This window comes from Pseudomonas sp. ACM7, assembly GCF_004136015.1.
Classification (GTDB): Bacteria; Pseudomonadota; Gammaproteobacteria; order Pseudomonadales; family Pseudomonadaceae; genus Aquipseudomonas; species Aquipseudomonas frigoris.
In genome coordinates this window covers 4,224,942-4,246,350 of record NZ_CP024866.1, presented here as the reverse complement: position 1 = coordinate 4,246,350, position 21,409 = coordinate 4,224,942, and the positions used below count along the sequence as shown (strand labels likewise).

Genomic DNA, 21,409 nt, shown 5'->3' with positions numbered 1-21,409 from the left:
GGTAATTTCCCGAACGGTGCGATCTGTAGCAGCTGGCGCAGCCTGCGTTCGGCTGCGCAGCAGTCGCAAAATCGGTATGCATGGTTTGCCTGATTGACCGCAGCGCCTGAATTCACGACTGCTTCGCAGCCGAACGCAGGCTGCGCCAGCTGCTACAAAGTACGAGTCGTTGCCGAGGGCTTTTAGCCCAACACCACCAACCGATTCGGCAACTCATTCCTCACATGCGTCACCGGCACATGCACCTTGAGCAACTCGCCACACGCCTCCACACACGTCACAAATCCTTGCAACGTCTGCCCCTGCTTCACTTGCTCAGTAAACGCCGCAACAATCCCATCCCAGCTCTTGTTGTCCAGCCGTTTGGAAATCCCTTCATCCACCAGGATTTCCACATAGCGCTCGGCTTCGCAGACAAAGATCAGCATGCCGGTGCTGCCCACCGTGTGGTGCAGGTTTTGCTCTAGAAACTGCCGACGCGCCAGATTGGATGCACGCCAGTGACGCACCGAGCGCGGAATCAGGTGCGTGGTGACTTTCGGAATGCGGAACACTAGGCACAGCACGATGAACGTAATCCATTGCACCAGCAGCAAACTGTGCAGGGTCAGCCAGCCCGTGAGGTAATGCACGATACCCGGCACCACCAGCGCCAGCAGGCTGGCCCAGAGCAGCGGGATGTACGCGTAGTCGTCGGCGCGGGCCGCGAGCACGGTCACCAGTTCGGCGTCGGTGTCGCGCTCGACCCGGGCTATCGCCTCGGCAACTTTGCGTTGTTCGTGTTCAGTCAATAAAGCCATGTTCACCAATGCCCGTTCGCTATTGTTATTAACTGCAGTGTTATCACCAGCCGCCCGAGGAACCACCGCCCCCGAAACTGCCCCCGCCACCGCTGAAGCCCCCGCCTCCACCGCCGCCACCAAACCCTCCACCGCCGAACCCGCCGCTCGAACCGCCTCGACCACCGCCGCCGCTAGGTAGGATCCCGAGCATCTGGCAGACAAACATCGTCAGGATGAACAGCATCACCAGAAACACGAAGATCCCCGGATGCCGTGAGACGAAGTCGCTTTCCTGATTGCCGCCAGAGTCATACACCGTGGAAGGCTCATCCAGCGGATTGCCGCCCAATACCACGAGCATCGCCGCGACCCCGTCGCTGATGCCCTTGCTGAAGTTACCGGTCTTGAACGCCGGGGTGATCACCTGATTGATGATCACCGAGCTTTGCGCATCGGTCAGCCGGTCTTCCAGGCCATAACCGACTTCAATCCGCAGCTTGCGATCGTCACGCGCAACGATCAGCAGCGCGCCAGTGTTCTTGTCCTTCTGGCCGATGCCCCAGTAACGCCCCAGTTGATAACCGAAGTCCGCAATGTCGGTGCCCTGTAAATCCGGCAACGTGACCACCACCAGCTGCTCGCCGGTGGCTTTTTCATGGGCCTGAAGCTGTTGCGTCAGCTGCTCACGCACCGCAGGCTCGATCATCTGGGCGTTATCGACCACCCGCCCGGTCAGTTCCGGAAACTTCAACGCAGCCTGGGCCGTCAGGGCAAACACCCAGAGCAACAGCACCAGGCCAATTTTCAACACGCGCATGGGCAACCTCATCCGTGGTGACGCTTCAAATCCGTCCCGGCGCTTACTGGAACTTCACTTGCGGCGCTTTTTCCGCATCGGGGCTGGTAGCCTCGAAAGTTTCGCGGATCGGCAAATCGCTGTACATCACGGTGTGCCACAGGCGACCAGGGAACGTACGGATTTCCGTGTTGTATTTCTGCACGGCGAGGATGAAGTCCCGACGCGCCACGGCAATGCGGTTCTCGGTGCCTTCAAGTTGCGATTGCAGGGCCAGGAAATTCTGGTTGGCCTTGAGGTCCGGGTAACGCTCGGACACCACCATCAAACGGCTCAAGGCACCGGTCAGCTGATCCTGGGCCTGCTGGAACTGTTTGAGTTTTTCCGGGTTATCCAGGGTCTTGGCATCGACCTGGATCGAAGTGGCCTTGGCCCGGGCTTCAATCACGGCGGTCAGGGTTTCTTCTTCGTGCTTGGCGTAGCCCTTGACGGTTTCCACCAGGTTGGGAATCAGGTCGGCGCGGCGCTGGTACTGGTTCTGCACCTGGCCCCAGGCGGCCTTGGCCTGTTCGTCGAGGGTCGGGATCGTGTTGATGCCGCAGCCGGCCAGCAGCGTGGTCAGCAACATCAAGGCTGCAACCTGCAGGCTCGACCGATAGTGGTGTCGTACATTCATCTGGTTGATGCTCCCTTGCACATTCCGTTGAAAAACAACCTACGAACTTTGAAACCGGCTCTTGGGGCATAATCTGCCGCCGCCACTGGATTGCATCGAGCCAATGGGCTAAAAGATGCCCCAGCGCGAAAACACGCAGAAGTGTGCTGCATTTACCTGAACAACAATAGTCGCTCCCTAAATTTTGGCTGACCGGCGCGTATTCACTGCCGTTTAGGCTTTTGAGAAAACTATTCATGAAGAAGCTGTGTTTGCTGGGCCTGTTCGTCAGCCTGGCCAGTCATACCGTATTGGCCGCCACGACGCCCGCACCTCTGGAAAATAAGGACGCGTTCGTCAGCAACCTGATGAAGCAGATGACCCTCGATGAAAAAATCGGCCAGCTGCGCCTGATCAGCATCGGCCCGGAAATGCCTCGGGAGCTGATCCGCAAGGAAATCGCAGCCGGCAACATCGGTGGCACGTTCAACTCGATTACCCGCCCGGAAAACCGTCCGATGCAGGACGCGGCCATGCGCAGCCGGTTGAAGATCCCGATGTTCTTCGCCTATGACGTGATCCACGGCCACCGCACCATTTTCCCGATCCCGATAGCCCTGGCCTCGAGTTGGGACATGGACGCCATCGGCCTGTCCGGGCGCATCGCCGCCAAGGAAGCCGCGGCGGACAGCCTCGACATCACCTTCGCGCCGATGGTCGACATCTCCCGTGATCCGCGCTGGGGCCGGACTTCCGAAGGCTTCGGTGAAGACACTTACCTGGTATCGCGCATTGCCGGCGTCATGGTCAAAGCCTTCCAGGGCACGGGCGCGAACGCGGCCGACAGCATCATGGCCAGCGTCAAGCACTTTGCCCTGTACGGCGCGGTCGAGGGCGGTCGCGACTACAACGTCGTCGACATGAGCCCGGTCAAGATGTTCCAGGACTACCTGCCACCATACCGCGCCGCCATCGACGCCGGTGCTGGCGGGGTGATGGTTGCGCTGAACTCGATCAACGGCGTGCCAGCCACCGCCAACACCTGGCTGATGAACGACCTGTTGCGCAAGCAATGGGGCTTCAAGGGCCTGGCCGTCAGCGACCACGGGGCGATTTTCGAGCTGATCAAACACGGCGTCGCCCGTGACGGTCGCGAAGCCGCGAAGCTGGCGATCAAGGCCGGCATCGACATGAGCATGAACGACACCCTCTACGGTAAAGAGCTGCCGGGGCTGTTGAAGGCGGGTGAGATCCAGCAAAGCGACATCGACAACGCCGTGCGTGAAGTGCTCGCCGCCAAGTACGACATGGGCCTGTTCAAGGACCCGTACCTGCGCATCGGCAAGGCTGAGGATGATCCGGCCGACACTTACGCCGAAAGCCGTCTGCACCGCACCGAAGCCCGTGACGTCGCGCGCCGCAGCATGGTGTTGCTGAAGAACCAGGGCGAAACCCTGCCGCTGAAGAAAACCGCGAAAATCGCCTTGGTCGGCCCGCTGGCCAAGGCACCGATCGACATGATGGGCAGCTGGGCCGCCGCCGGCAAACCGGCGCAATCGGTGACGCTGCTCGACGGCATGACCAACGCACTGGGCGCGCAATCGACGCTGATCTACGCTCGCGGCGCCAACATCACTAGCGACAAGAAGGTGCTGGATTACCTGAACTTCCTCAACTTCGACGCACCGGAAGTGGTGGACGATCCGCGTTCGGCCCAAGTACTGATCGACGAAGCCGTGAAAGCCGCCAAGGATGCCGATGTGGTGGTGGCAGCGGTGGGCGAGTCCCGTGGCATGTCCCACGAATCGTCGAGCCGCACCGACCTGAACATCCCGGCCAACCAGCGCGATTTGATCAAGGCCCTGAAGGCCACCGGCAAACCGCTGGTGCTGGTGCTGATGAACGGTCGTCCGCTGTCGATTCTCGAAGAGAAGGAACAGGCTGACGCGATTCTGGAGACCTGGTTCAGCGGCACCGAAGGCGGCAACGCCATCGCCGACGTGCTGTTCGGCGACTACAACCCGTCGGGCAAATTGCCGATCACCTTCCCGCGCTCGGTAGGCCAGATTCCGACCTACTACAACCACCTGAGCATTGGCCGGCCATTCACGCCGGGCAAACCGGGCAACTACACCTCGCAGTATTTCGATGACACCACAGGTCCTCTGTTCCCGTTCGGCTTCGGCCTGAGCTACACCGATTTCAGCCTGAGCGACATGGCGCTGTCGTCGACCACGCTGAACAAAACCGGCAAACTCGACGCCAGCGTCATGGTGAAAAACACCGGCAAGCGTGACGGCGAAACCGTGGTGCAGTTGTACATCCAGGACGTGACCGGCTCGATGATCCGACCGATCAAGGAACTGAAGAACTTCCAGAAAATCACGCTGAAGGCCGGTGAACAGAAAGTCGTGCACTTCACCATCACCGAGGATGACTTGAAGTTCTTCAACACCCAGCTCAAGTTCGCTGCCGAGCCGGGCAAGTTCAACGTGGAGATCGGCCTGGATTCACAGGACGTGACACAGCAGAGCTTCGAATTGCTGTAACCCTTAAAGCAAAAGATCGCAGCCTGCGGCAGCTCCTACAAGGTGTACATCATCCCAATGTAGGAGCTGCCGCAGGCTGCGATCTTTTGATCTTGCCCTACCCCCGCCGATCCAGCAGATTCACCACCAGCCGATCCACCCATCCCCAAATCCTTTGCTTCACTCGCCGCCACAGCGGCCGGCGTTGCCATGCCTCCAGGCTGACTTCCTGGCTCTGCGCAAAGTCCCTCTCGAAACTTGCCGCCACCGCTCGCGTCAACCCTGGGTCCAGCGCCTCAAGGTTGGCTTCCAGGTTGAAGCGCAAATTCCAGTGATCGAAATTGCACGAGCCGATGCTCACCCAGTCATCGACCAGGACCATTTTCAGGTGCAGGAAACACGGCTGATATTCGAAGATTTTCACTCCGCCCTTAAGCAATCGCGGGTAGTAGCGATGCCCGGCGTAGCGTACCGACGGGTGATCGGTGCGTGGCCCGGTCAGCAGCAAGCGCACGTCGACGCCTCGGGCGGCAGCCCGGCGCAGTGAGCGGCGGACTTTCCAGGTCGGCAGAAAATACGGCGTCGCCAGCCAGATCCGCCGCTGGCCGCTGTTCAGCGCGCGAATCAATGATTGCAGGATGTCCCGGTGCTGGCGGGCGTCGGCATAGGCGACCCGGCCCATGCCCTCGCCCATGGACGGCACGCGTGGCAGACGCGGCCGGCCGAAATGCGAAGCGGGTTTCCAGGCGCGTCGATGGCGGTTGGCGATCCATTGGCGGTCGAACAGCAACTGCCAGTCGATGACCAAGGGGCCGGTGATTTCCACCATCACCTCGTGCCATTCGCTGGTGTCGTCACCCGGTGTCCAGAACTCATCGGTCACCCCAGTGCCGCCCACCACGGCCATGCTCTGATCGACCAGCAACAGCTTGCGGTGATCGCGGTAGAAGTTGCCCACCCAACGCCGCCAGCTCAGGCGATTGTAAAAACGCAGCTCCACGCCCGCCGCCATCAATCGCTGGCGCAAGGTCAGGGTGAACGCGAGGCTGCCGTAATCATCGAACAGGCAGCGCACGCGCACGCCACGTTCGGCAGCCTGGACCAACGCCTGAACCATCGCCTCGGCACAGGCACCCGCCTCCACCAGGTACAACTCCAGCTCGACCTGCTCTTCGGCGCGGGCAATTGCGACCAACATCCGTGGAAAAAATTGCGGACCGTCGATCAGCAGTTCAAAACGGTTGCCTTCACGCCAGGGGAAAATCGCGCCGGCCATGTCAGCGCGCCGTGAAAATCAGTACCGCACCCACCGGCACCGACAAACTGATGGCCGACAAACCGGCGATCTTGCGCAAACTTTCCAGGCCGGGGGCCAGGTCGAAATCCGCGGCATTGATGATCAACGGTTCGAGGGTCACCACCTGGAAACGCCGGTCATCGAGACGGGTTGCCAGCAGTTCGGCGTTGTATTCGTGTTGTTTGCCATGGAGCGTGACGGTCAGCGGCAGGCGCAATTCAAGTTGCGCGCCGGGCGCCAGATCGTTGATCGGGCGTAGATCAATCTGCGCGGTGATCAGTGCTTCGGGGAAAGTCTGGATTTCAAACAGGTCCTTGCGCATGCGTTCATCGCGCAGCGGGATGCCACTGTTGACCGAGTCCATCTCGACTTCCACCTCGGCCAGGCCTTTGGGATCGACCTTGCCGTGCAGCACCAGAAAGCGCTGCACTTCGGAGATATTGGTGTTTTTGGTGCTGATGAACGACAGCCGCGAGGACTCGCCATCCAGATACCAATCGGCGTGGGCCGACAGCGTGGCACCGGCCAGCAGCAGGAAGGCGAGGGTTTTGCAGAGGAAGCGGTTGAACATAGAGACTCGTGGGGCAGATAAACCTGCACGAACCTTAACCGCCCGTGAGCCAATTGCAAACTTGTAGCAGCTGCCGAAGGCTGCGTTCGGCTGCGAAGCAGTCGTAAATCCTGCATGCAAGATTCTCCAGACACACCGCGGTGTCTGATTTCACGACTGCTGCGCAGCCGAACGCAGGCTTCGCCAGCTGCTACAAGGACAGTGGTGCTCAGGGATTCAGGCGGCAGCCTTGGCGTTCTCCGACCCACACGGCACTGTTTCTGCGGCCCATACCGCTGACGGTAACGCGCTTTCTGGCGGTGTCATCAGTAAAGCCACTGGTCGGCAGCCACTGCTTCACATAGCTGTAGCAGTACTCGGTCGGGTTGTTCATCACATAACGGCACGAACAATATTCCTTGGCGGTGTAGGCGCTGATGATGTCCGGGAATGCCCACAGCGTCACGCGCTCCTGCCAGATCCAGCCGAGCAAGGCGATCAGCAGGATCAACAACAACGTGCTGAACGGTCGACGACGAACAAAGCAGCGACGCTTCATGGCTGCCCCTTCGCGGCAAATGCCTTGAGCGCGAGTTTGAGCAAATCGTTGTGCCGGTAACTTCCGTCGCGGTCATCGCCGTAGCGCACGATCACCAGGTTTTCGCCGGGAATCACGTACATCGCCTGACCCCAATGACCCAGCGCGGCGAAGGTGTCGGCGGGTGCATCGGGCCATGGTTTTGCGGCGCCTTCCACCGCGCGGTTAAGCCACCAATGGCCGCCGGGCACAGCGTCGTCCTGATGGGCTTGATAGCGGGCGAACGGTTCGCGGTTGAAGGCGACCCAGTCTTTGGGCAGCAGTTGCCGGTCGCCCCAACGACCATCGCGAGCCATCAACAGACCGACTCGCGCGAGGTCCCGGCCGGTGAGATAGGTGTAGGACGAAGCGACGAAGGTTCCCGTGGCGTCGGTTTCCCAGACGGCGTGATGAATGCCCAAAGGCTCGAACAAAGCAGTCCATGGATAGTCTGGATACCGGCTCGGACCGACGATGGTTTTCAGCGCGGCGGACAACAGATTGCTGTCGCCACTGGAGTAACGGAATGCCTGACCGGGCTTGGCGTACTGACCGTGATTGGCGGTGAATGCGGCCATGTCCTGGTGACCGCGGGTGTAGAGCATCGCGACCACCGAGGATTTCAACGGCGCGTATTCATAGTCTTCCTGCCAGTCCAGGCCCGAGGCCCAGTGCAGCAGGTCGGCCATGGTCATCGTCGGGTGTTTTTCCAGCGGTGGATAAAATTTCTGCACCGGGTCCTGGAGCTTGAACAGACCTTCGCCATAGGCCACGCCGAGGACCGTGGCCATCAGGCTTTTGCTGATGGACCAGGTCAGGTGCGGGGTGTCAGCGGTGGTCGGGCCGGCGTAGCGTTCGTAGATCAATTGGCCGTCGCGGATCACCAGCAAGGCGTCGGTGCGGATGCCTTTTCGGGTGGCCTCATCACGGGGTGCAAAGGCGTAAGTCTCCAGGGCTTGAAGCGCCGGCCCGGTGACTGTCGGGCCGGTCGACCATTGTTCGGCAGGCCAATGCTCGGCGTGGGCCGTGAGGCTGAGCAGGAGCAGGAAAATGAGGGACAAGCCTTTGGACATGGTGGGGGCTCGGAAGGATGGACCTGCTGAGCCTAGTCGCGGTTGATGACAGTTCTGGAATTTGTGTTGCCAATGAGGCCGCCTTCGCGAGCAAGCCCGCTCCCACAGGGGAATGCATTTCAAAATGTGGGAGCGGCGGTGCGACGATTCGACTTGCTCGCGAAGGGGCCAGTCAATCCAGCGAAGATCCCGCGAGCGCCTTGGCCAACCGCTTCCCCCGCGCACCCGCCGCCAAATCCATCACGCCCTGATCACGCTGCCACATCGCGGCCCAATGCTGCGGGCCATCGGCCAGTGCCTGAGCCACCTCAGTCTTGAGCCCATCGAACTGCGCAAACAAGCCACCGAGCAATACATGCCCGGACGAATTATTCGGCGCCTGCCGGCTGACTTCCGCACACCCGGCCAGCAACGCCAGCAAACGCAGTTGCAAGGCTTGCGGCCAGTCGCTGTCCTGACCGATGCCGTACAGCCAGGCGGTCATCGCGCTCAGAACGTAGATATCTTCAAGGGTGCGGAACGGTTTGATGTAAGCATCCCAGCCATCCCCTGCCAACAGTTCGCACTGAGCGTTATCGAGAAACAGCCGGCCATGGCTGATGTCTGGCATCAACAGGATCGCCGGTAGTTTTTCCAGACGCACGCCCGGTTCATCGGGATAGACCACCGCCAGACTCAGGCGCGGTTTTTCGTCAGGGGCTTCACTGCGAGCAGCAATCAGCAGCCAATCAGCGGCATCGCCTGCGGTGACAAAATCCTTGCGCCCGCTCAGACGCAAATCGTGCAGACGGGTCCGCATGTCCGCCACCCGCAGGCTGCGCTGTTCGGTCGCGCACAAGGCGCCGAGGCTCAGCGGCGCGCTCGGCCAGAGCATGCGCAACGCCGCCTGATAGCCCACCAGAAACGCCAGCCCCGGCGTCGACATCAAACGCCCGCCGGCCACCGCCAGTTCGAACGGCGTGACGTTGCCCAACTGGTGCAACAAGGTCGCGAACCCCTCGCCCAGGTCCGGGTTGGCGGGCAGACGATCGCGGCGGCGCAGCAGGTTTTGCCAGGGCATAAGAGGCTCCTCGTGGGCTGTCATATAAGCATCACCAAAGCTTCATGGCGATGACACCGGGGCTACATAGCCTGACTTTGCACAACACGGCTGCATAAAGAAAGTCGATCGGCTGCAACCCAAGACGGGTGACCGGCCCGTATGGAGATTCACAATGACTCAGATCGCCCGCATCAGCGACACCGGCAATGAACGCCGCCTGCAAGCCGAACGCCTGGTGGGCGCCGAGGCCTTGCAGGAGGCCCAGGCCTTGCGCTTCAACGTGTTCAGCGGCGAATTCAACGCCAAGCTGAAAGGCGCGGAGCTGGGTCTGGACATGGATGATTATGATGTTCACTGCGCCCACATCGGCGTGCGTGACCTGAACACCGGACGTCTGGTGGCGACCACCCGTTTGCTCGACCACACGGCCGCCAGCAGCCTGGGCAAGTTCTACAGCGAAGAAGAATTCAGCCTGCATGGCCTGGTCCATCTGAAAGGCCCGATTCTGGAAATCGGCCGCACTTGCGTCGACCCGGCCTACCGCAACGGCGGCACCATCGCCGTACTCTGGGGCGAACTGGCCGAAGTGCTGAACCAGGGCGGCTACAGCTATTTGATGGGTTGCGCGAGCATCCCGATGCAGGACGGCGGCATCCAGGCCCACGCGATCATGCAGCGACTGCGCGAACGTTATCTGTGTACGGAACACCTGCGGGCCGAACCGAAAAAGCCGCTGCCGAGCCTCGACATCCCATCCAACGTCATCGCCGAAATGCCACCGCTGCTCAAGGCCTATATGCGTCTTGGCGCGAAGATCTGTGGCGAGCCGTGCTGGGACGAAGACTTCCAGGTTGCCGACGTGTTCATCCTGCTCAAGCGCGACGAACTCTGCCCGCGTTATGCCAAACACTTCAAGGCGGCCGTGTGATGAGTCGGTTACGGGTATACGCGCGGATTGCGCGAGTGTTGGTGGTGGTGGCATTAGGTTTGAGCATGGCTGGAGTGTTTGGACTATTCGAGCGCTTGGGGATTGCTCATTCGATGGTCCGTCGCCAGCGCTGGTCGCGATTTTTCATGGCGCGCCTGAGCAATGCCCTGCCCTTTCGCGTGACCATGCACGGTGAATTGCCGAAGGCGCCGATGCTCTGGGTCAGCAATCATGTTTCATGGACCGACATTCCGCTGCTCGGCATGCTCACGCCGCTGTCGTTCCTGTCCAAGGCCGAAGTGCGCACCTGGCCGGTGGCGGGCTGGTTGGCGGCCAAGGCTGGCAGTTTGTTCATTCGTCGAGGGTCGGGCGACAGTCAGTTGATCCGCAAACAGATGACCCGTCATCTGGAGCAGGAACATCCGCTGCTGATGTTCCCGGAAGGCACTACCACCGACGGCCGTTCGCTGCGCACTTTCCACGGTCGCCTGCTGTCTGCGGCAATCGACTCCGAAGTGAAGTTGCAGCCGGTGGCGATTCGTTATCTGCGCGACGGGAAGCTCGATTCGCTGGCGCCGTTCATTGGCGATGATGATTTGCTCTCGCACTTGATGCGCTTGTTTGCCCATGATCGGGGGGACGTGGAGATCCATCTGCTCAAACCGATCGCGTGTGAAGGTCGCGAGCGTGCAGCGCTGGCGTTCGAGGCGCAGCAGGCGGTGCAGAAGGCGTTGTTTGGGGCGATCCCGCAGGCACAACCGGAACCGCTGCGCCCCGCAATCGCGGCTTAAACACACATCCCCTGTGGGAGCGGGCTTGCTCGCGAAGGCGGTCTGTCATCCAACACTGATGTTGACTGATACACCGCCTTCGCGAGCAAGCCCGCTCCCTCAAGGGGTTTATGTTGCTGGGTAGTTCTGCGCGAAGTCTTGAAGCTGCGGATAGAACAATCTGAAGTCATCGCTCAACGGCTCATACAACACCCGCAATTCCTGCATCGCTGCGGCCAGTTCCTCCGGTCGCGTCAGCCTCCGTGAAATCCCTCGCAGCACCTGCTCAAGCACCGCAAATTCCCGATAAGAACCCAACCAGTCATTGGCCACCATGTGCGGCGCGATCTGCGCCAGACGTTCCGGCAATTGCGCCTCGGCGGACAGCACCCGGTACACGCCCGAAGTGAACTGTTCCAGTGGCTGATCCGAGTAAAGCGTCCAGTCACGCGCCAGGCAATGGTCGAAAAACACGTCGAGCACGATCCCGGCGTAACGCCGGCGGGTCATGGAAAACCGTGACAACGAAACGTCCACCAACGGGTGGCGGTCGGTAAAGACATCGATGCTGCGATGCAGCTGGATGGCCGCTTCGATCTCCGGATCGAACTGCCCTTGCAGCCGCCCTTTGACGAAATCGCCATAAAGACTGCCGAGCAATTGACCGGGGCGCTGGCCACCGAGGTGCAGATGTGCGAGATAGTTCATGCGCGCAGCTTAGCACTGCGTCATACATATCGTTATAACTCGATATACCGATTTGCACGGTCATCAGACCAAAATCATATTTGTATATCGCGAAGTACCGATTTAAAGTTCGCCCCATCGCGATATAGCGTTTACTCATCACGAGCCCAAATCATGACCATCGACCTCGACGAAATAATAAAAGCCCTGGCACACCCAGTACGCCGAGACATCCTCATCTGGCTGAAAGACCCCAAAGCCCAGTTCCCGGAACAGATCCACAACCACGAGTACGGCATCTGCGCCGGACAGATCGACCAACGCTGCGGCCTGTCGCAGTCGACTGTGTCCGCCCATTTGGCGAACTTGCAACGTGCGGGACTGATCAGCAGCCAGAAAGCCGGTCAATGGCACTTCTTTAAACGCAACGAGGACGTGATCCAGGCGTTCCTCGACGCCATCGTCAAGGAGCTCAGCGCTCCGACCAGGAATTAAACAATGCCCCTCTCGCTACTCATTCTGGCCTTGAGCGCCTTCGCCATCGGCACCACCGAGTTCGTCATCATGGGCTTGCTGCCCGATGTCGCGGCGGACCTCGGTGTGTCGATCCCCGGCGCCGGTTGGCTGGTGACCGGTTACGCCCTGGGCGTGGCCATTGGTGCGCCGTTCATGGCACTGGCCACCTCTCGATTGCCGCGCAAGGCCGCGCTGGTAGCGTTGATGGGGATTTTCATCGTCGGCAACTTGCTCTGCGCAATGGCGACCGACTACAACGTGCTGATGTTTGCCCGCGTGGTGACGGCCCTCTGCCACGGTGCGTTCTTCGGCATTGGTTCGGTGGTGGCAGCGGGTCTGGTTCCGGCGAACAAGCGCGCTTCGGCCGTGGCTCTGATGTTCACCGGTCTGACCCTGGCCAACGTGCTTGGCGTTCCGCTGGGCACCGCACTCGGTCAGGAAGCCGGCTGGCGTTCGACCTTCTGGGCGGTGACCGTGATTGGTGTCATCGCGTTGATCGGCCTGATCCGTTTCCTGCCGGCCAAGCGCGATGAAGAGAAACTCGACATGCGCGCCGAACTGCGCGCCCTCAAAGGCGCCGGGATCTGGCTGTCGTTGAGCATGACCGCGTTGTTCGCGGCTTCCGTATTCACCCTGTTCACCTATGTCGCCCCGCTGCTCGGCGATGTCACCGGCGTCTCGCCCAAAGGCGTGACCTGGACCCTGATGCTCATCGGCCTGGGCCTGACGGTCGGCAACATCATCGGCGGCAAGCTGGCTGACAAAAGCATGGCCGCAACGTTGATCGGCGTCTTTATCTCGATGGCCGTGATCTCCACCGTACTGACCTGGACCAGCGTCGCGCTGATTCCGACCGAAATCACCCTGTTCCTCTGGGCCACCGCGTGCTTTGCCGCCGTGCCCGCCCTGCAAGTGAACGTCGTGACCTACGGCAAGGCCGCACCGAACCTGGTGTCGACCCTGAACATCGGCGCTTTCAATATCGGCAACGCACTGGGTGCCTGGGTCGGTGGCAGCGTCATCGCCCACGGTTTCGGCTTGACCAGCGTTCCTCTCGCGGCAGCCGCACTGGCGGTACTCGCCCTGCTGGTGACCCTGATTACTTTCCGTCAGAACGGTGATCCCGAACTGGCCCTTGCTACCAACTGATCTCTACAAGAGAGCTATTTCATGACGACTATTTTCGATCCGATCAAACTGGGCGACCTTGAGTTGGCCAACCGCATCATCATGGCGCCGCTGACCCGTTGCCGTGCCGACGAAGGCCGCGTACCAAACGCGCTGATGGCCGAGTACTACGTACAACGCGCCTCGGCCGGCCTGATCCTCAGCGAGGCCACTTCGGTCACGCCGATGGGCGTCGGTTACCCGGACACCCCGGGTATCTGGTCCAACGATCAGGTGCGTGGCTGGGCTAACGTCACCAAAGCGATCCACGGCGCAGGCGGCAAGATTTTACTGCAACTGTGGCACGTTGGCCGGGTTTCCCACGAGTCGTACCTCAACGGGGAAACGCCGGTTGCACCGAGCGCCATCCAGCAAAAAGGTCACGTTAGCCTGGTTCGTCCACTGGCCGACTACCCTACCCCACGCGCCCTGGAAACCGCTGAAATCGCCGACATCGTCGACGCCTACCGCGTCGGTGCCGAGAACGCCAAGGCGGCTGGTTTCGACGGTGTGGAAATCCACGGCGCCAACGGTTACCTGCTCGACCAGTTCCTGCAAACCAGCACCAACCAACGCACCGACAACTACGGCGGTTCCGTGGAAAATCGTGCGCGTCTGTTGCTGGAAGTGACCGATGCCGCGATCGAAGTCTGGGGCGCGGGCCGCGTGGGTGTGCACCTGTCACCCCGTGCCGATCTCCATGACATGGGCGACGACAACCTGTCAGAGACCTTCACTTACGTCGCTCGCGAACTGGGCAAACGTGGCATCGCCTTCATCTGCTCCCGCGAGAAAGAAGATGGCGACAGCCTGGGTCCACAATTGAAAGAAGCGTTCGGCGGCTCGTATATCGTCAACGAACGCTTCACCAAGGACAGCGCCAACGCCTGGCTGGCCAGCGGCAAGGCTGATGCAGTCGCCTTCGGCGTGCCGTTCATTGCCAACCCGGACCTGCCGGCACGTTTGAAGGCCGATGCGCCGCTGAACGAGCCACGTCCTGAGCTGTTTTATTCCAAGGGCGCGGTCGGCTACATCGACTACCCGGTGTTGTAAGCGTCCCCCTTGAAACGCAAAAGCCCCGACTCGAAAGAGCCGGGGCTTTTTTGCGCCGGTTACTCACAAAATCCCTACAAATCAGGTAGTTCACTACCTATCAACCTGGCGAGCGCACGTATATAAAAGCACCCCATTACGTATTTTTTTTCATTTGCGCAGGTTGGGGCTCAAGCGCAGCATATCCAACCCCGCATCGGCCCAACGCTCGGCGTCGATGTGCAGTTCAAAGCTGTCGGGCGCCAACAGCCACTGATACAGGATGCCATCGATGTACGCATGCAGGCTGATGGCCGCGCGGGCCGTATCGAGGTTTTCCGGTAACTGCCCCCGATTGACCGCATTACTCAGCGCCAGGGCGATTCGCACATTGCAATCAAGGCTGACCTCTCGACGCTGCTGGCGCAGGTCGCACATTTCATCGGTGAATTCGCACTTATGAAACAGAATCTCATTGATGCGTCGGGTTTTCGGGTCCAGGGCAACTTGATGAAACAAATGAATCAGCAGCTTGCGCATGCAGCCGAGGGGGTCGAGTTCATCTTCGCTTTCACTGGCCTTGGCCATTTCATCCAGCGGCTCTTGCAGGGTATCAAGCATGGCCTGCACCAAGTCCGCCTTGTTGCTGAAATGCCAGTAGATAGCGCCGCGCGTGACCCCGGCCAGGGTAGCGATATCCGCCAGTGTCGTGCGCGCCACGCCCCTTTCGTAAAAGGCTTTTTCTGCCGCTTCCAGTATCTGGCTGCGGGTTTCTTGAGCTTCCTCTTTGGTACGACGGACCATGGCAGTACAACCTCAATCAGGATGCTTCAGCGATGTCTGAACATCCGCTGAATAAAAGTGGGGCGAGCGTTCTTGGGCGTCGTCCCCGGCCTACAATTCGAACCCTTGAACGGCTTTTGTAACGGTGTGGATACGCGGTCAAGGTATTTACAAACAACCATGAACGTAAGTATATTCCTTAGCAAGCTACTTATCTACTCAGCGCACATTTTTTACCTTTCCACATTTCTAGTGCGCAATTTGCGCGCCTGACCCGAGGATTTTCATGCAATTCAAGCCAGCTGTTACCGCTCTGGTCACCGCCCTCGCCTTGGCATCGCTACTCAGCGGATGCAAAAAGGAAGAGGCGGCACCTGCCGCACCACCCCCTCAGGTCGGCGTCGTTACTCTGCAACCTCAAGCCTTCACCCTGACCTCCGAGCTTCCGGGCCGTACCAGCGCGTACCGCATCGCCGAAGTTCGCCCCCAGGTCAACGGCATCATTCTCAAGCGCCTGTTCAAGGAAGGCGGCGACGTCAAGGCCGGCCAGCAGCTGTATCAGATCGATCCGGCCGTTTATGAAGCCACTCTGAAAAGTGCCGAAGCCAGCCTGCAACAGACCAAATCGATCTCGGATCGCTACAAGCAGTTGGTCAGCGAACAGGCTGTGAGCCGTCAGGAATACGACACGGCCCTGGCCAACCGGTTGCAATCGGAAGCCGCCCTGCAAAGCGCCCAGATCAATGTTCGCTACACCAAGGTTTACGCGCCACTCTCCGGCCGCATCGGCCGCTCGACCGTGACCGAAGGCGCGCTGGTTACCAGCGGCCAGGTCGACGCAATGGCAGTGATTCAGCAATTGGACCCCATCTACGTCGACGTCACTCAGTCTTCGGTAGAGCTGCTGGAACTGCGCCGCGAACTGGAAAGCGGTCGTCTGCAAAAATCTGGCGACAACGCGGCCGCGGTCAAGCTGACCCTCGAAGACGGAAGCCAGTACAAACAGGAAGGCAAGCTCGAGTTCTCGGAAGTCTCGGTTGACCAGACCACCGGTTCCGTCACCTTGCGTGCAGTGTTCCCCAACCCTGACCACACCCTGCTGCCGGGCATGTTCGTACACGCCCAGCTTCAGGCCGGTGTAAACGCCGCAGCCATTCTGGCCCCGCAACAAGGCGTGACGCGCGACCTTAAAGGCACCCCGACCGCGCTGGTCGTCGGTGCTGACAACAAGGTCGAACTGCGTCAGCTCAAGGCCAGCCGCACTGTCGGTAGCCAGTGGCTGATCGAAGACGGTCTGAAGGCCGGCGATCGACTGATCACCGAAGGGCTGCAATACGTCAAACCTGGCATTGAAGTAAAAGCCAGTGAAGCGACTAACGTTGGCGCAAAGAACCCGGCCCCCGCACAGGCAGCTAACAAGGCTTCCAGCGGCAAAGGGGAGTAAACCATGTCCAGATTTTTTATCGACCGTCCGATTTTCGCCTGGGTAATTGCCCTGGTCATCATGCTGGTCGGGGCACTCTCGATCCTCAAACTCCCGATCAACCAATACCCGAGCATTGCGCCTCCGGCCATTGCGATCCAGGTGACCTACCCGGGCGCGTCCGCACAAACCGTGCAGGACACTGTGGTGCAGGTGATCGAGCAACAGCTCAACGGTATCGATAACCTGCGTTATGTCTCCTCGGAAAGTAACTCCGACGGCAGCATGACCATTACCGCGACCTTCGAGCAGGGCACCAACTCCGATACCGCGCAGGTTCAGGTCCAGAACAAGCTGAACCTGGCCACCCCGCTGCTGCCGCAAGAAGTGCAGCAACAGGGTATCCGCGTGACCAAGTCAGTGAAAAACTTCCTGATGGTGATCGGCGTGGTGTCGCGCGACGGCAGCATGACCAAGGACGACCTGTCCAACTACATCGTGTCGAACATGCAGGATCCGATCTCGCGGACCGCCGGTGTCGGAGACTTCCAGGTCTTCGGTGCGCAGTACGCAATGCGGATCTGGCTCGACCCGGCCAAGTTGAATAACTTCAACCTGACCCCGGTGGACGTGAAAACCGCCATCGCCGCGCAGAACGTCCAGGTGTCGTCCGGTCAACTCGGTGGTTTGCCTGCTGTCGCCGGTCAACAGCTGAACGCGACGATCATCGGCAAGACCCGCCTGCAGACCGCCGAGCAGTTCAAGGCGATCCTGCTCAAGGTCAACAAGGACGGCTCGCAAGTGCGTGTCGGCGACGTGGCGGATGTCGGTCTGGGCGGTGAAAACTACTCGATCAGCGCCCAGTTCAACGGCAGCCCGGCCTCCGGTCTGGCAGTGAAACTGGCCAACGGTGCCAACGCCCTCGACACTGCAAAAGCCCTGCGCAAGACCATCGAAACCCTCAAACCGTTCTTCCCGCAAGGGATGGAAGTGGTGTTCCCGTACGACACCACGCCGGTGGTGACCGAGTCGATCAAGGGTGTGGTTGAAACCCTGGTCGAAGCGATCGTGCTGGTGTTCCTGGTGATGTTCCTGTTCCTGCAAAACTTCCGCGCCACCGTCATCACCACGATGACCGTGCCAGTCGTATTGCTGGGTACCTTCGGGATCCTCGCGGCGTTCGGCTTCAGCATCAACACCCTGACCATGTTCGGCATGGTGCTGGCCATCGGCTTGCTGGTGGACGACGCCATCGTCGTGGTGGAGAACGTCGAACGGGTCATGAGCGAAGAAGGCCTGTCACCCAAGGAGGCCACCAAGAAATCCATGGGGCAGATCCAGGGTGCACTGGTCGGTATCGCCCTGGTGCTGTCGGCCGTACTGCTGCCGATGGCGTTCTTCAGCGGTTCCACCGGTGTGATCTACAAGCAGTTCTCGATCACCATCGTCTCGGCCATGGCCCTGTCGGTACTGGTCGCACTGATCTTCACCCCGGCACTCTGCGCAACCATGCTCAAGGCGATTCCGAAAGGCGAGCACGGCGTGCCGAAACGCGGCTTCTTCGGCTGGTTCAACCGCAATTTCGACCGTGGCGTCAAAAGCTACGAGCGTGGCGTGGGCAACATGCTCGCGAACAAGGCCCCGTACTTGCTGGCCTACCTCATCATCCTGGTCGGCATGATCTGGCTGTTCACCCGCATCCCAACGGCGTTCCTGCCGGAAGAAGACCAGGGCGTATTGTTTGCTCAGGTGCAAACCCCGGCCGGTTCCAGTGCCCAGCGCACGCAAGTGGTCGTGGATGAAATGCGTGAATTCCTGCTGCGTCCGAGCAAGGACGGCGGTGAAGGCGATGCGGTGGCCTCGGTGTTTACCGTGACCGGCTTCAACTTCGCCGGCCGTGGCCAAAGCTCGGGTATGGCGTTCATCATGCTCAAACCGTGGGGCGAACGTAACGCCGAAAACAGCGTGTTCAAACTCGCGGCCCGTGCCCAACAGCACTTCTTCACCTTCCGTGACGCCATGGTGTTTGCCTTCGCACCGCCGGCGGTACTGGAACTGGGTAACGCCACCGGTTTCGACGTGTTCCTGCAAGACCGCGCCGGTATCGGTCACGACAAGCTGATGGAAGCGCGTAACCAGTTCCTCGGCATGGCGGCGCAAAGCAAGATTCTGTCGCAAGTGCGCCCCAACGGTCTAAACGACGAACCGCAATACCAACTGGAAATCGATGACGAGAAGGCCAGTGCCCTGGGCATCACCCTCACCGACATCAACAACACCTTGTCGATTGCCTTGGGCAGTAGCTACGTCAACGACTTCATCGACCGCGGTCGGGTGAAGAAGGTTTACGTGCAAGGCCAGCCGGGTGCGCGCATGAGTCCTGAAGACGTGAAGAAATGGTATGTGCGCAACAGCGCCGGCACCATGGTTCCGTTCTCGGCGTTCGCCAAGGGTGAGTGGATCTACGGTGCACCGAAGCTGTCGCGTTACAACGGCGTCGAAGCGATGGAAATCCTCGGTGCTCCGGCACCCGGTTATTCCACCGGTGAAGCCATGGCCGAAGTCGAAGCCCTGGCCAAGAAACTGCCGGCCGGTGTCGGTATTTCCTGGACGGGTCTGTCGTACGAGGAACGGTTGTCCGGTTCGCAAGCGCCAGCGCTGTACGCCCTGTCGCTGCTGATGGTGTTCCTGTGTTTGGCGGCGCTGTACGAAAGCTGGTCGATCCCGATCGCGGTGATGTTGGTGGTACCACTGGGGATCATCGGTGCGCTGATGGCGACCAGCCTGCGCGGCCTGTCCAACGACGTGTATTTCCAGGTGGGCCTGTTGACGACCATTGGTTTGGCGGCGAAAAACGCCATTTTGATTGTCGAATTTGCCAAGGAACTGCATGAACAAGGGCGTAGCCTGCGCGATGCGGCAATTGAAGCCTGCCGGATGCGTTTGCGACCGATCATCATGACCTCGCTCGCTTTCGTCCTCGGTGTGGTACCACTGGCGATTTCCACGGGTGCAGGTTCGGGTAGCCAACATGCGATCGGTACCGGGGTGATTGGCGGTATGCTCACGGCCACGATCCTGGCGATCTTCTGGGTCCCGCTGTTTTTCGTCACCGTGTCGGCCATGGGGCAGCGCAAAACCGCTGACCAGGACGACGCTATTGAACCTTCTAAAGAGGCTAGCTAATGAGCAAGTCGCTACTCTCCCTGGCTGTTGCCGCCTTCGTGCTCGGCGGCTGCTCGCTGATTCCCGATTATCAGCAGCCTGAAGCTCCGGTGGCGGGTCAGTACCCGCAAGGTCCGGCGTATTCGTCGGCCCAGGCGCCTGCCCAGGCTGCCGCCGAACAGGGCTGGAAGCAGTTTTTCCATGACCCGGCACTGCAACAGCTGATCCAGGTCGCCCTGGAAAACAACCGTGACCTGCGTGTCGCAGCGCTGAACATCGACGCCTTTGCGGCTCAATACCGCATCCAGCGTGCCGATCTGTTCCCGGCCGTGTCGGCCAACGGTACCGGCAGCCGTCAGCGGGTCCCGGCTCGGGCCTCGCAGACCGGCGAAGCGGACATCACCAGTTCCTACTCGGCCACGGTCGGCATCAGCGCCTATGAACTCGACCTGTTCGGTCGGGTTCGCAGCCTGAGCGAAGAAGCGCTGCAGAAGTACTTCGCCACCGAAGAAGCACGACGCAGCACCCAGATCAGCCTGGTGGCCAGCGTGGCCAATGCTTATCTGGCCTGGCAGGCTGACAAGGAGCTGCTGAAACTGACCCAGGACACCCTGGGTGCGTTCGAGGAGAGCTACAAGCTCACCTCCCGCAGCAACGAAGTGGGTGTCGCCTCGGCGCTGGACCTGGCCCAGTCGCGTACCTCGGTGGAAAACGCCCGCGCGCAACAGGCCAAGTACACCCGTCAGGTTGCCCAGGATGAAAATAGCCTGGTGCTGCTGCTCGGCACCGGCGTCCCGGCCAACCTGCAAGCGGCCAAGCCATTGGCTGACGACCTGCTGAGCGAAGTGCCGGCCGGCCTGCCATCGGACTTGCTGCAACGTCGTCCGGACATCCTCCAGGCCGAATACAACCTGAAAGCCGCCAACGCCAACATCGGCGCGGCGCGGGCTGCGTTCTTCCCGAGCATCAGCCTGACGGCCAACGCCGGGACCCTGAGCCCGGACCTGTCCGGTCTGTTCAAGGGCGGTTCGGGCACATGGTTGTTCCAGCCGCAGATCAACCTGCCGATCTTCAACGCCGGCAGCCTGCGCGCCAGCCTGGATTATTCAAAAATCCAGAAAGACATCGGCGTGGCGAACTACGAGAAGTCCATTCAAACGGCCTTCCAGGAAGTCGCCGATGGCCTGGCTGCCCGCCAGACCTATACCGATCAGTTACAGGCCCAGCGTGATTTCGTCACCGCGAACCAGGACTACTACCGTCTGGCCGAGCGTCGTTACCGCATTGGTGTCGACAGCAACCTGACCTTCCTCGATGCCCAGCGCCAGCTGTTCAGTGCCCAACAGGTACTGATCACCGACCGTCTGGCGCAACTGGTCAGTGCCGTCAATCTGTACAAGGCACTGGGCGGTGGCTGGAACGAGCAGACGGCGCAGAACGAACCGCTGAAAGAAGAAGCGCCGAAGCTGAAGTTGTTCTGATAGCGCTGTAAAACAAGAAGCCCACCGATTGGTGGGCTTTTTGTTGTCTACAGGAAAATTGTGGCGCCAGGACTGGCCTCATCGCGAGCAAGCTCGCTCCCACAGGGGATCTAGGGTGAACACAATATTGATGACCAGCAGAGATCAACTGTGGGAG

The 21,409-nt window shown here is 60.3% G+C and carries 19 protein-coding genes; 9 read left to right on the top strand and 10 right to left on the bottom strand.

Annotation, left to right across the window (positions count from 1 at the left end; all coding sequences use genetic code 11):
* Nucleotides 1–182: 182 nt before the first annotated feature.
* From CUN63_RS20130 to CUN63_RS20120, 3 genes are read right to left on the bottom strand one after another with little or no spacing between them, the layout of a single operon-like run.
* On the bottom strand, nucleotides 183–800 hold the full coding sequence (locus CUN63_RS20130) for a TPM domain-containing protein (protein WP_129441863.1): 618 nt from the start codon (nucleotides 798–800) through the stop codon (nucleotides 183–185).
* A 43-nt stretch (nucleotides 801–843) separates the two neighbouring features.
* On the bottom strand, nucleotides 844–1,599 hold the full coding sequence (locus tag CUN63_RS32575; protein WP_129441861.1) for a YgcG family protein: 756 nt from the start codon (nucleotides 1,597–1,599) through the stop codon (nucleotides 844–846).
* Nucleotides 1,600–1,642: 43 nt separating this feature from the next.
* Entirely contained in the window at nucleotides 1,643–2,254 is a 612-nt protein-coding gene (locus tag CUN63_RS20120) for a LemA family protein (protein ID WP_129441859.1), read from the bottom strand.
* Between the two features lie 236 nt (nucleotides 2,255–2,490).
* On the opposite strand from CUN63_RS20120, the gene bglX reads away from it, so the two are divergent.
* Nucleotides 2,491–4,782, top strand: coding sequence for a beta-glucosidase BglX (gene bglX, locus CUN63_RS20115; protein WP_129441857.1), 2,292 nt, complete (start codon nucleotides 2,491–2,493; stop codon nucleotides 4,780–4,782).
* Nucleotides 4,783–4,879: 97 nt separating this feature from the next.
* Here bglX and CUN63_RS20110 read toward each other — a convergent pair whose 3' ends face one another.
* From CUN63_RS20110 to CUN63_RS20090, 5 genes are all read right to left on the bottom strand, one after another.
* Nucleotides 4,880–6,037, bottom strand: a complete 1,158-nt coding sequence (locus tag CUN63_RS20110; protein ID WP_129441855.1) for a phosphatidylserine/phosphatidylglycerophosphate/cardiolipin synthase family protein — start codon at nucleotides 6,035–6,037, stop codon at nucleotides 4,880–4,882.
* A gap of 1 nt (nucleotide 6,038) precedes the next feature.
* Complete coding sequence (locus tag CUN63_RS20105; protein ID WP_129441853.1) at nucleotides 6,039–6,629, bottom strand: YceI family protein; 591 nt, start codon at nucleotides 6,627–6,629, stop codon at nucleotides 6,039–6,041.
* A gap of 208 nt (nucleotides 6,630–6,837) precedes the next feature.
* Nucleotides 6,838–7,167: an amidase gene (locus tag CUN63_RS20100; RefSeq protein WP_129441851.1), complete on the bottom strand. Its 330-nt coding sequence runs from the start codon at nucleotides 7,165–7,167 to the stop codon at nucleotides 6,838–6,840.
* A complete protein-coding gene (locus CUN63_RS20095) occupies nucleotides 7,164–8,258 on the bottom strand; it encodes a serine hydrolase (RefSeq protein ID WP_129441849.1) in 1,095 nt (364 codons plus the stop codon). Before CUN63_RS20095 ends, CUN63_RS20100 begins: the two co-directional genes overlap by 4 nt.
* Nucleotides 8,259–8,430: 172 nt before the next feature.
* Nucleotides 8,431–9,318: an acyl-CoA dehydrogenase family protein gene (locus CUN63_RS20090; protein ID WP_129441847.1), complete on the bottom strand. Its 888-nt coding sequence runs from the start codon at nucleotides 9,316–9,318 to the stop codon at nucleotides 8,431–8,433.
* A 154-nt stretch (nucleotides 9,319–9,472) separates the two neighbouring features.
* On the opposite strand from CUN63_RS20090, the gene olsB reads away from it, so the two are divergent.
* Entirely contained in the window at nucleotides 9,473–10,228 is a 756-nt protein-coding gene (gene olsB / locus CUN63_RS20085) for an L-ornithine N(alpha)-acyltransferase (protein WP_008152922.1), read from the top strand.
* Entirely contained in the window at nucleotides 10,228–11,019 is a 792-nt protein-coding gene (locus CUN63_RS20080; RefSeq protein WP_129441845.1) for a 1-acyl-sn-glycerol-3-phosphate acyltransferase, read from the top strand. The genes olsB and CUN63_RS20080 overlap by 1 nt, the downstream gene beginning before the upstream one ends.
* A gap of 108 nt (nucleotides 11,020–11,127) precedes the next feature.
* Here the strand turns inward: CUN63_RS20080 and CUN63_RS20070 are convergent, their stop codons facing one another.
* The gene (locus CUN63_RS20070; RefSeq protein WP_129441843.1) at nucleotides 11,128–11,706 is read right to left on the bottom strand and encodes an ACP phosphodiesterase; all 579 of its coding nucleotides are present in this window, start codon (nucleotides 11,704–11,706) and stop codon (nucleotides 11,128–11,130) included.
* A gap of 153 nt (nucleotides 11,707–11,859) precedes the next feature.
* On the opposite strand from CUN63_RS20070, the gene CUN63_RS20065 reads away from it, so the two are divergent.
* Genes CUN63_RS20065 through CUN63_RS20055 form a run of 3 tightly spaced genes read left to right on the top strand, consistent with a single transcriptional unit; the run spans nucleotide 11,860 to nucleotide 14,421 of the window.
* Nucleotides 11,860–12,180 carry a helix-turn-helix transcriptional regulator gene (locus tag CUN63_RS20065; RefSeq protein WP_129441841.1) on the top strand — a complete coding sequence of 107 codons (321 nt, stop codon included), beginning with the start codon at nucleotides 11,860–11,862 and terminating at the stop codon, nucleotides 12,178–12,180.
* A gap of 3 nt (nucleotides 12,181–12,183) precedes the next feature.
* Complete coding sequence (locus CUN63_RS20060) at nucleotides 12,184–13,350, top strand: MFS transporter (protein WP_129441839.1); 1,167 nt, start codon at nucleotides 12,184–12,186, stop codon at nucleotides 13,348–13,350.
* Between the two features lie 21 nt (nucleotides 13,351–13,371).
* Nucleotides 13,372–14,421, top strand: coding sequence for an alkene reductase (locus CUN63_RS20055; protein ID WP_129441837.1), 1,050 nt, complete (start codon nucleotides 13,372–13,374; stop codon nucleotides 14,419–14,421).
* Between the two features lie 150 nt (nucleotides 14,422–14,571).
* Here CUN63_RS20055 and emhR read toward each other — a convergent pair whose 3' ends face one another.
* Nucleotides 14,572–15,204, bottom strand: coding sequence for an efflux system transcriptional repressor EmhR (gene emhR, locus CUN63_RS20050; RefSeq protein WP_129441835.1), 633 nt, complete (start codon nucleotides 15,202–15,204; stop codon nucleotides 14,572–14,574).
* A 265-nt stretch (nucleotides 15,205–15,469) separates the two neighbouring features.
* Here emhR and emhA point away from each other — a divergent pair, with 265 nt between their 5' ends.
* The 3 genes from emhA to emhC are packed head-to-tail and all read left to right on the top strand — an operon-like array spanning nucleotide 15,470 to nucleotide 21,252.
* On the top strand, nucleotides 15,470–16,627 hold the full coding sequence (gene emhA / locus CUN63_RS20045; RefSeq protein WP_129441833.1) for an efflux RND transporter periplasmic adaptor subunit EmhA: 1,158 nt from the start codon (nucleotides 15,470–15,472) through the stop codon (nucleotides 16,625–16,627).
* Between the two features lie 3 nt (nucleotides 16,628–16,630).
* Entirely contained in the window at nucleotides 16,631–19,792 is a 3,162-nt protein-coding gene (emhB, locus tag CUN63_RS20040; RefSeq protein ID WP_129441831.1) for an efflux RND transporter permease subunit EmhB, read from the top strand.
* Complete coding sequence (gene emhC, locus CUN63_RS20035; protein WP_129441830.1) at nucleotides 19,792–21,252, top strand: efflux RND transporter outer membrane subunit EmhC; 1,461 nt, start codon at nucleotides 19,792–19,794, stop codon at nucleotides 21,250–21,252. The genes emhB and emhC overlap by 1 nt, the downstream gene beginning before the upstream one ends.
* The last annotated feature ends 157 nt before the right edge of the window (nucleotides 21,253–21,409 follow it).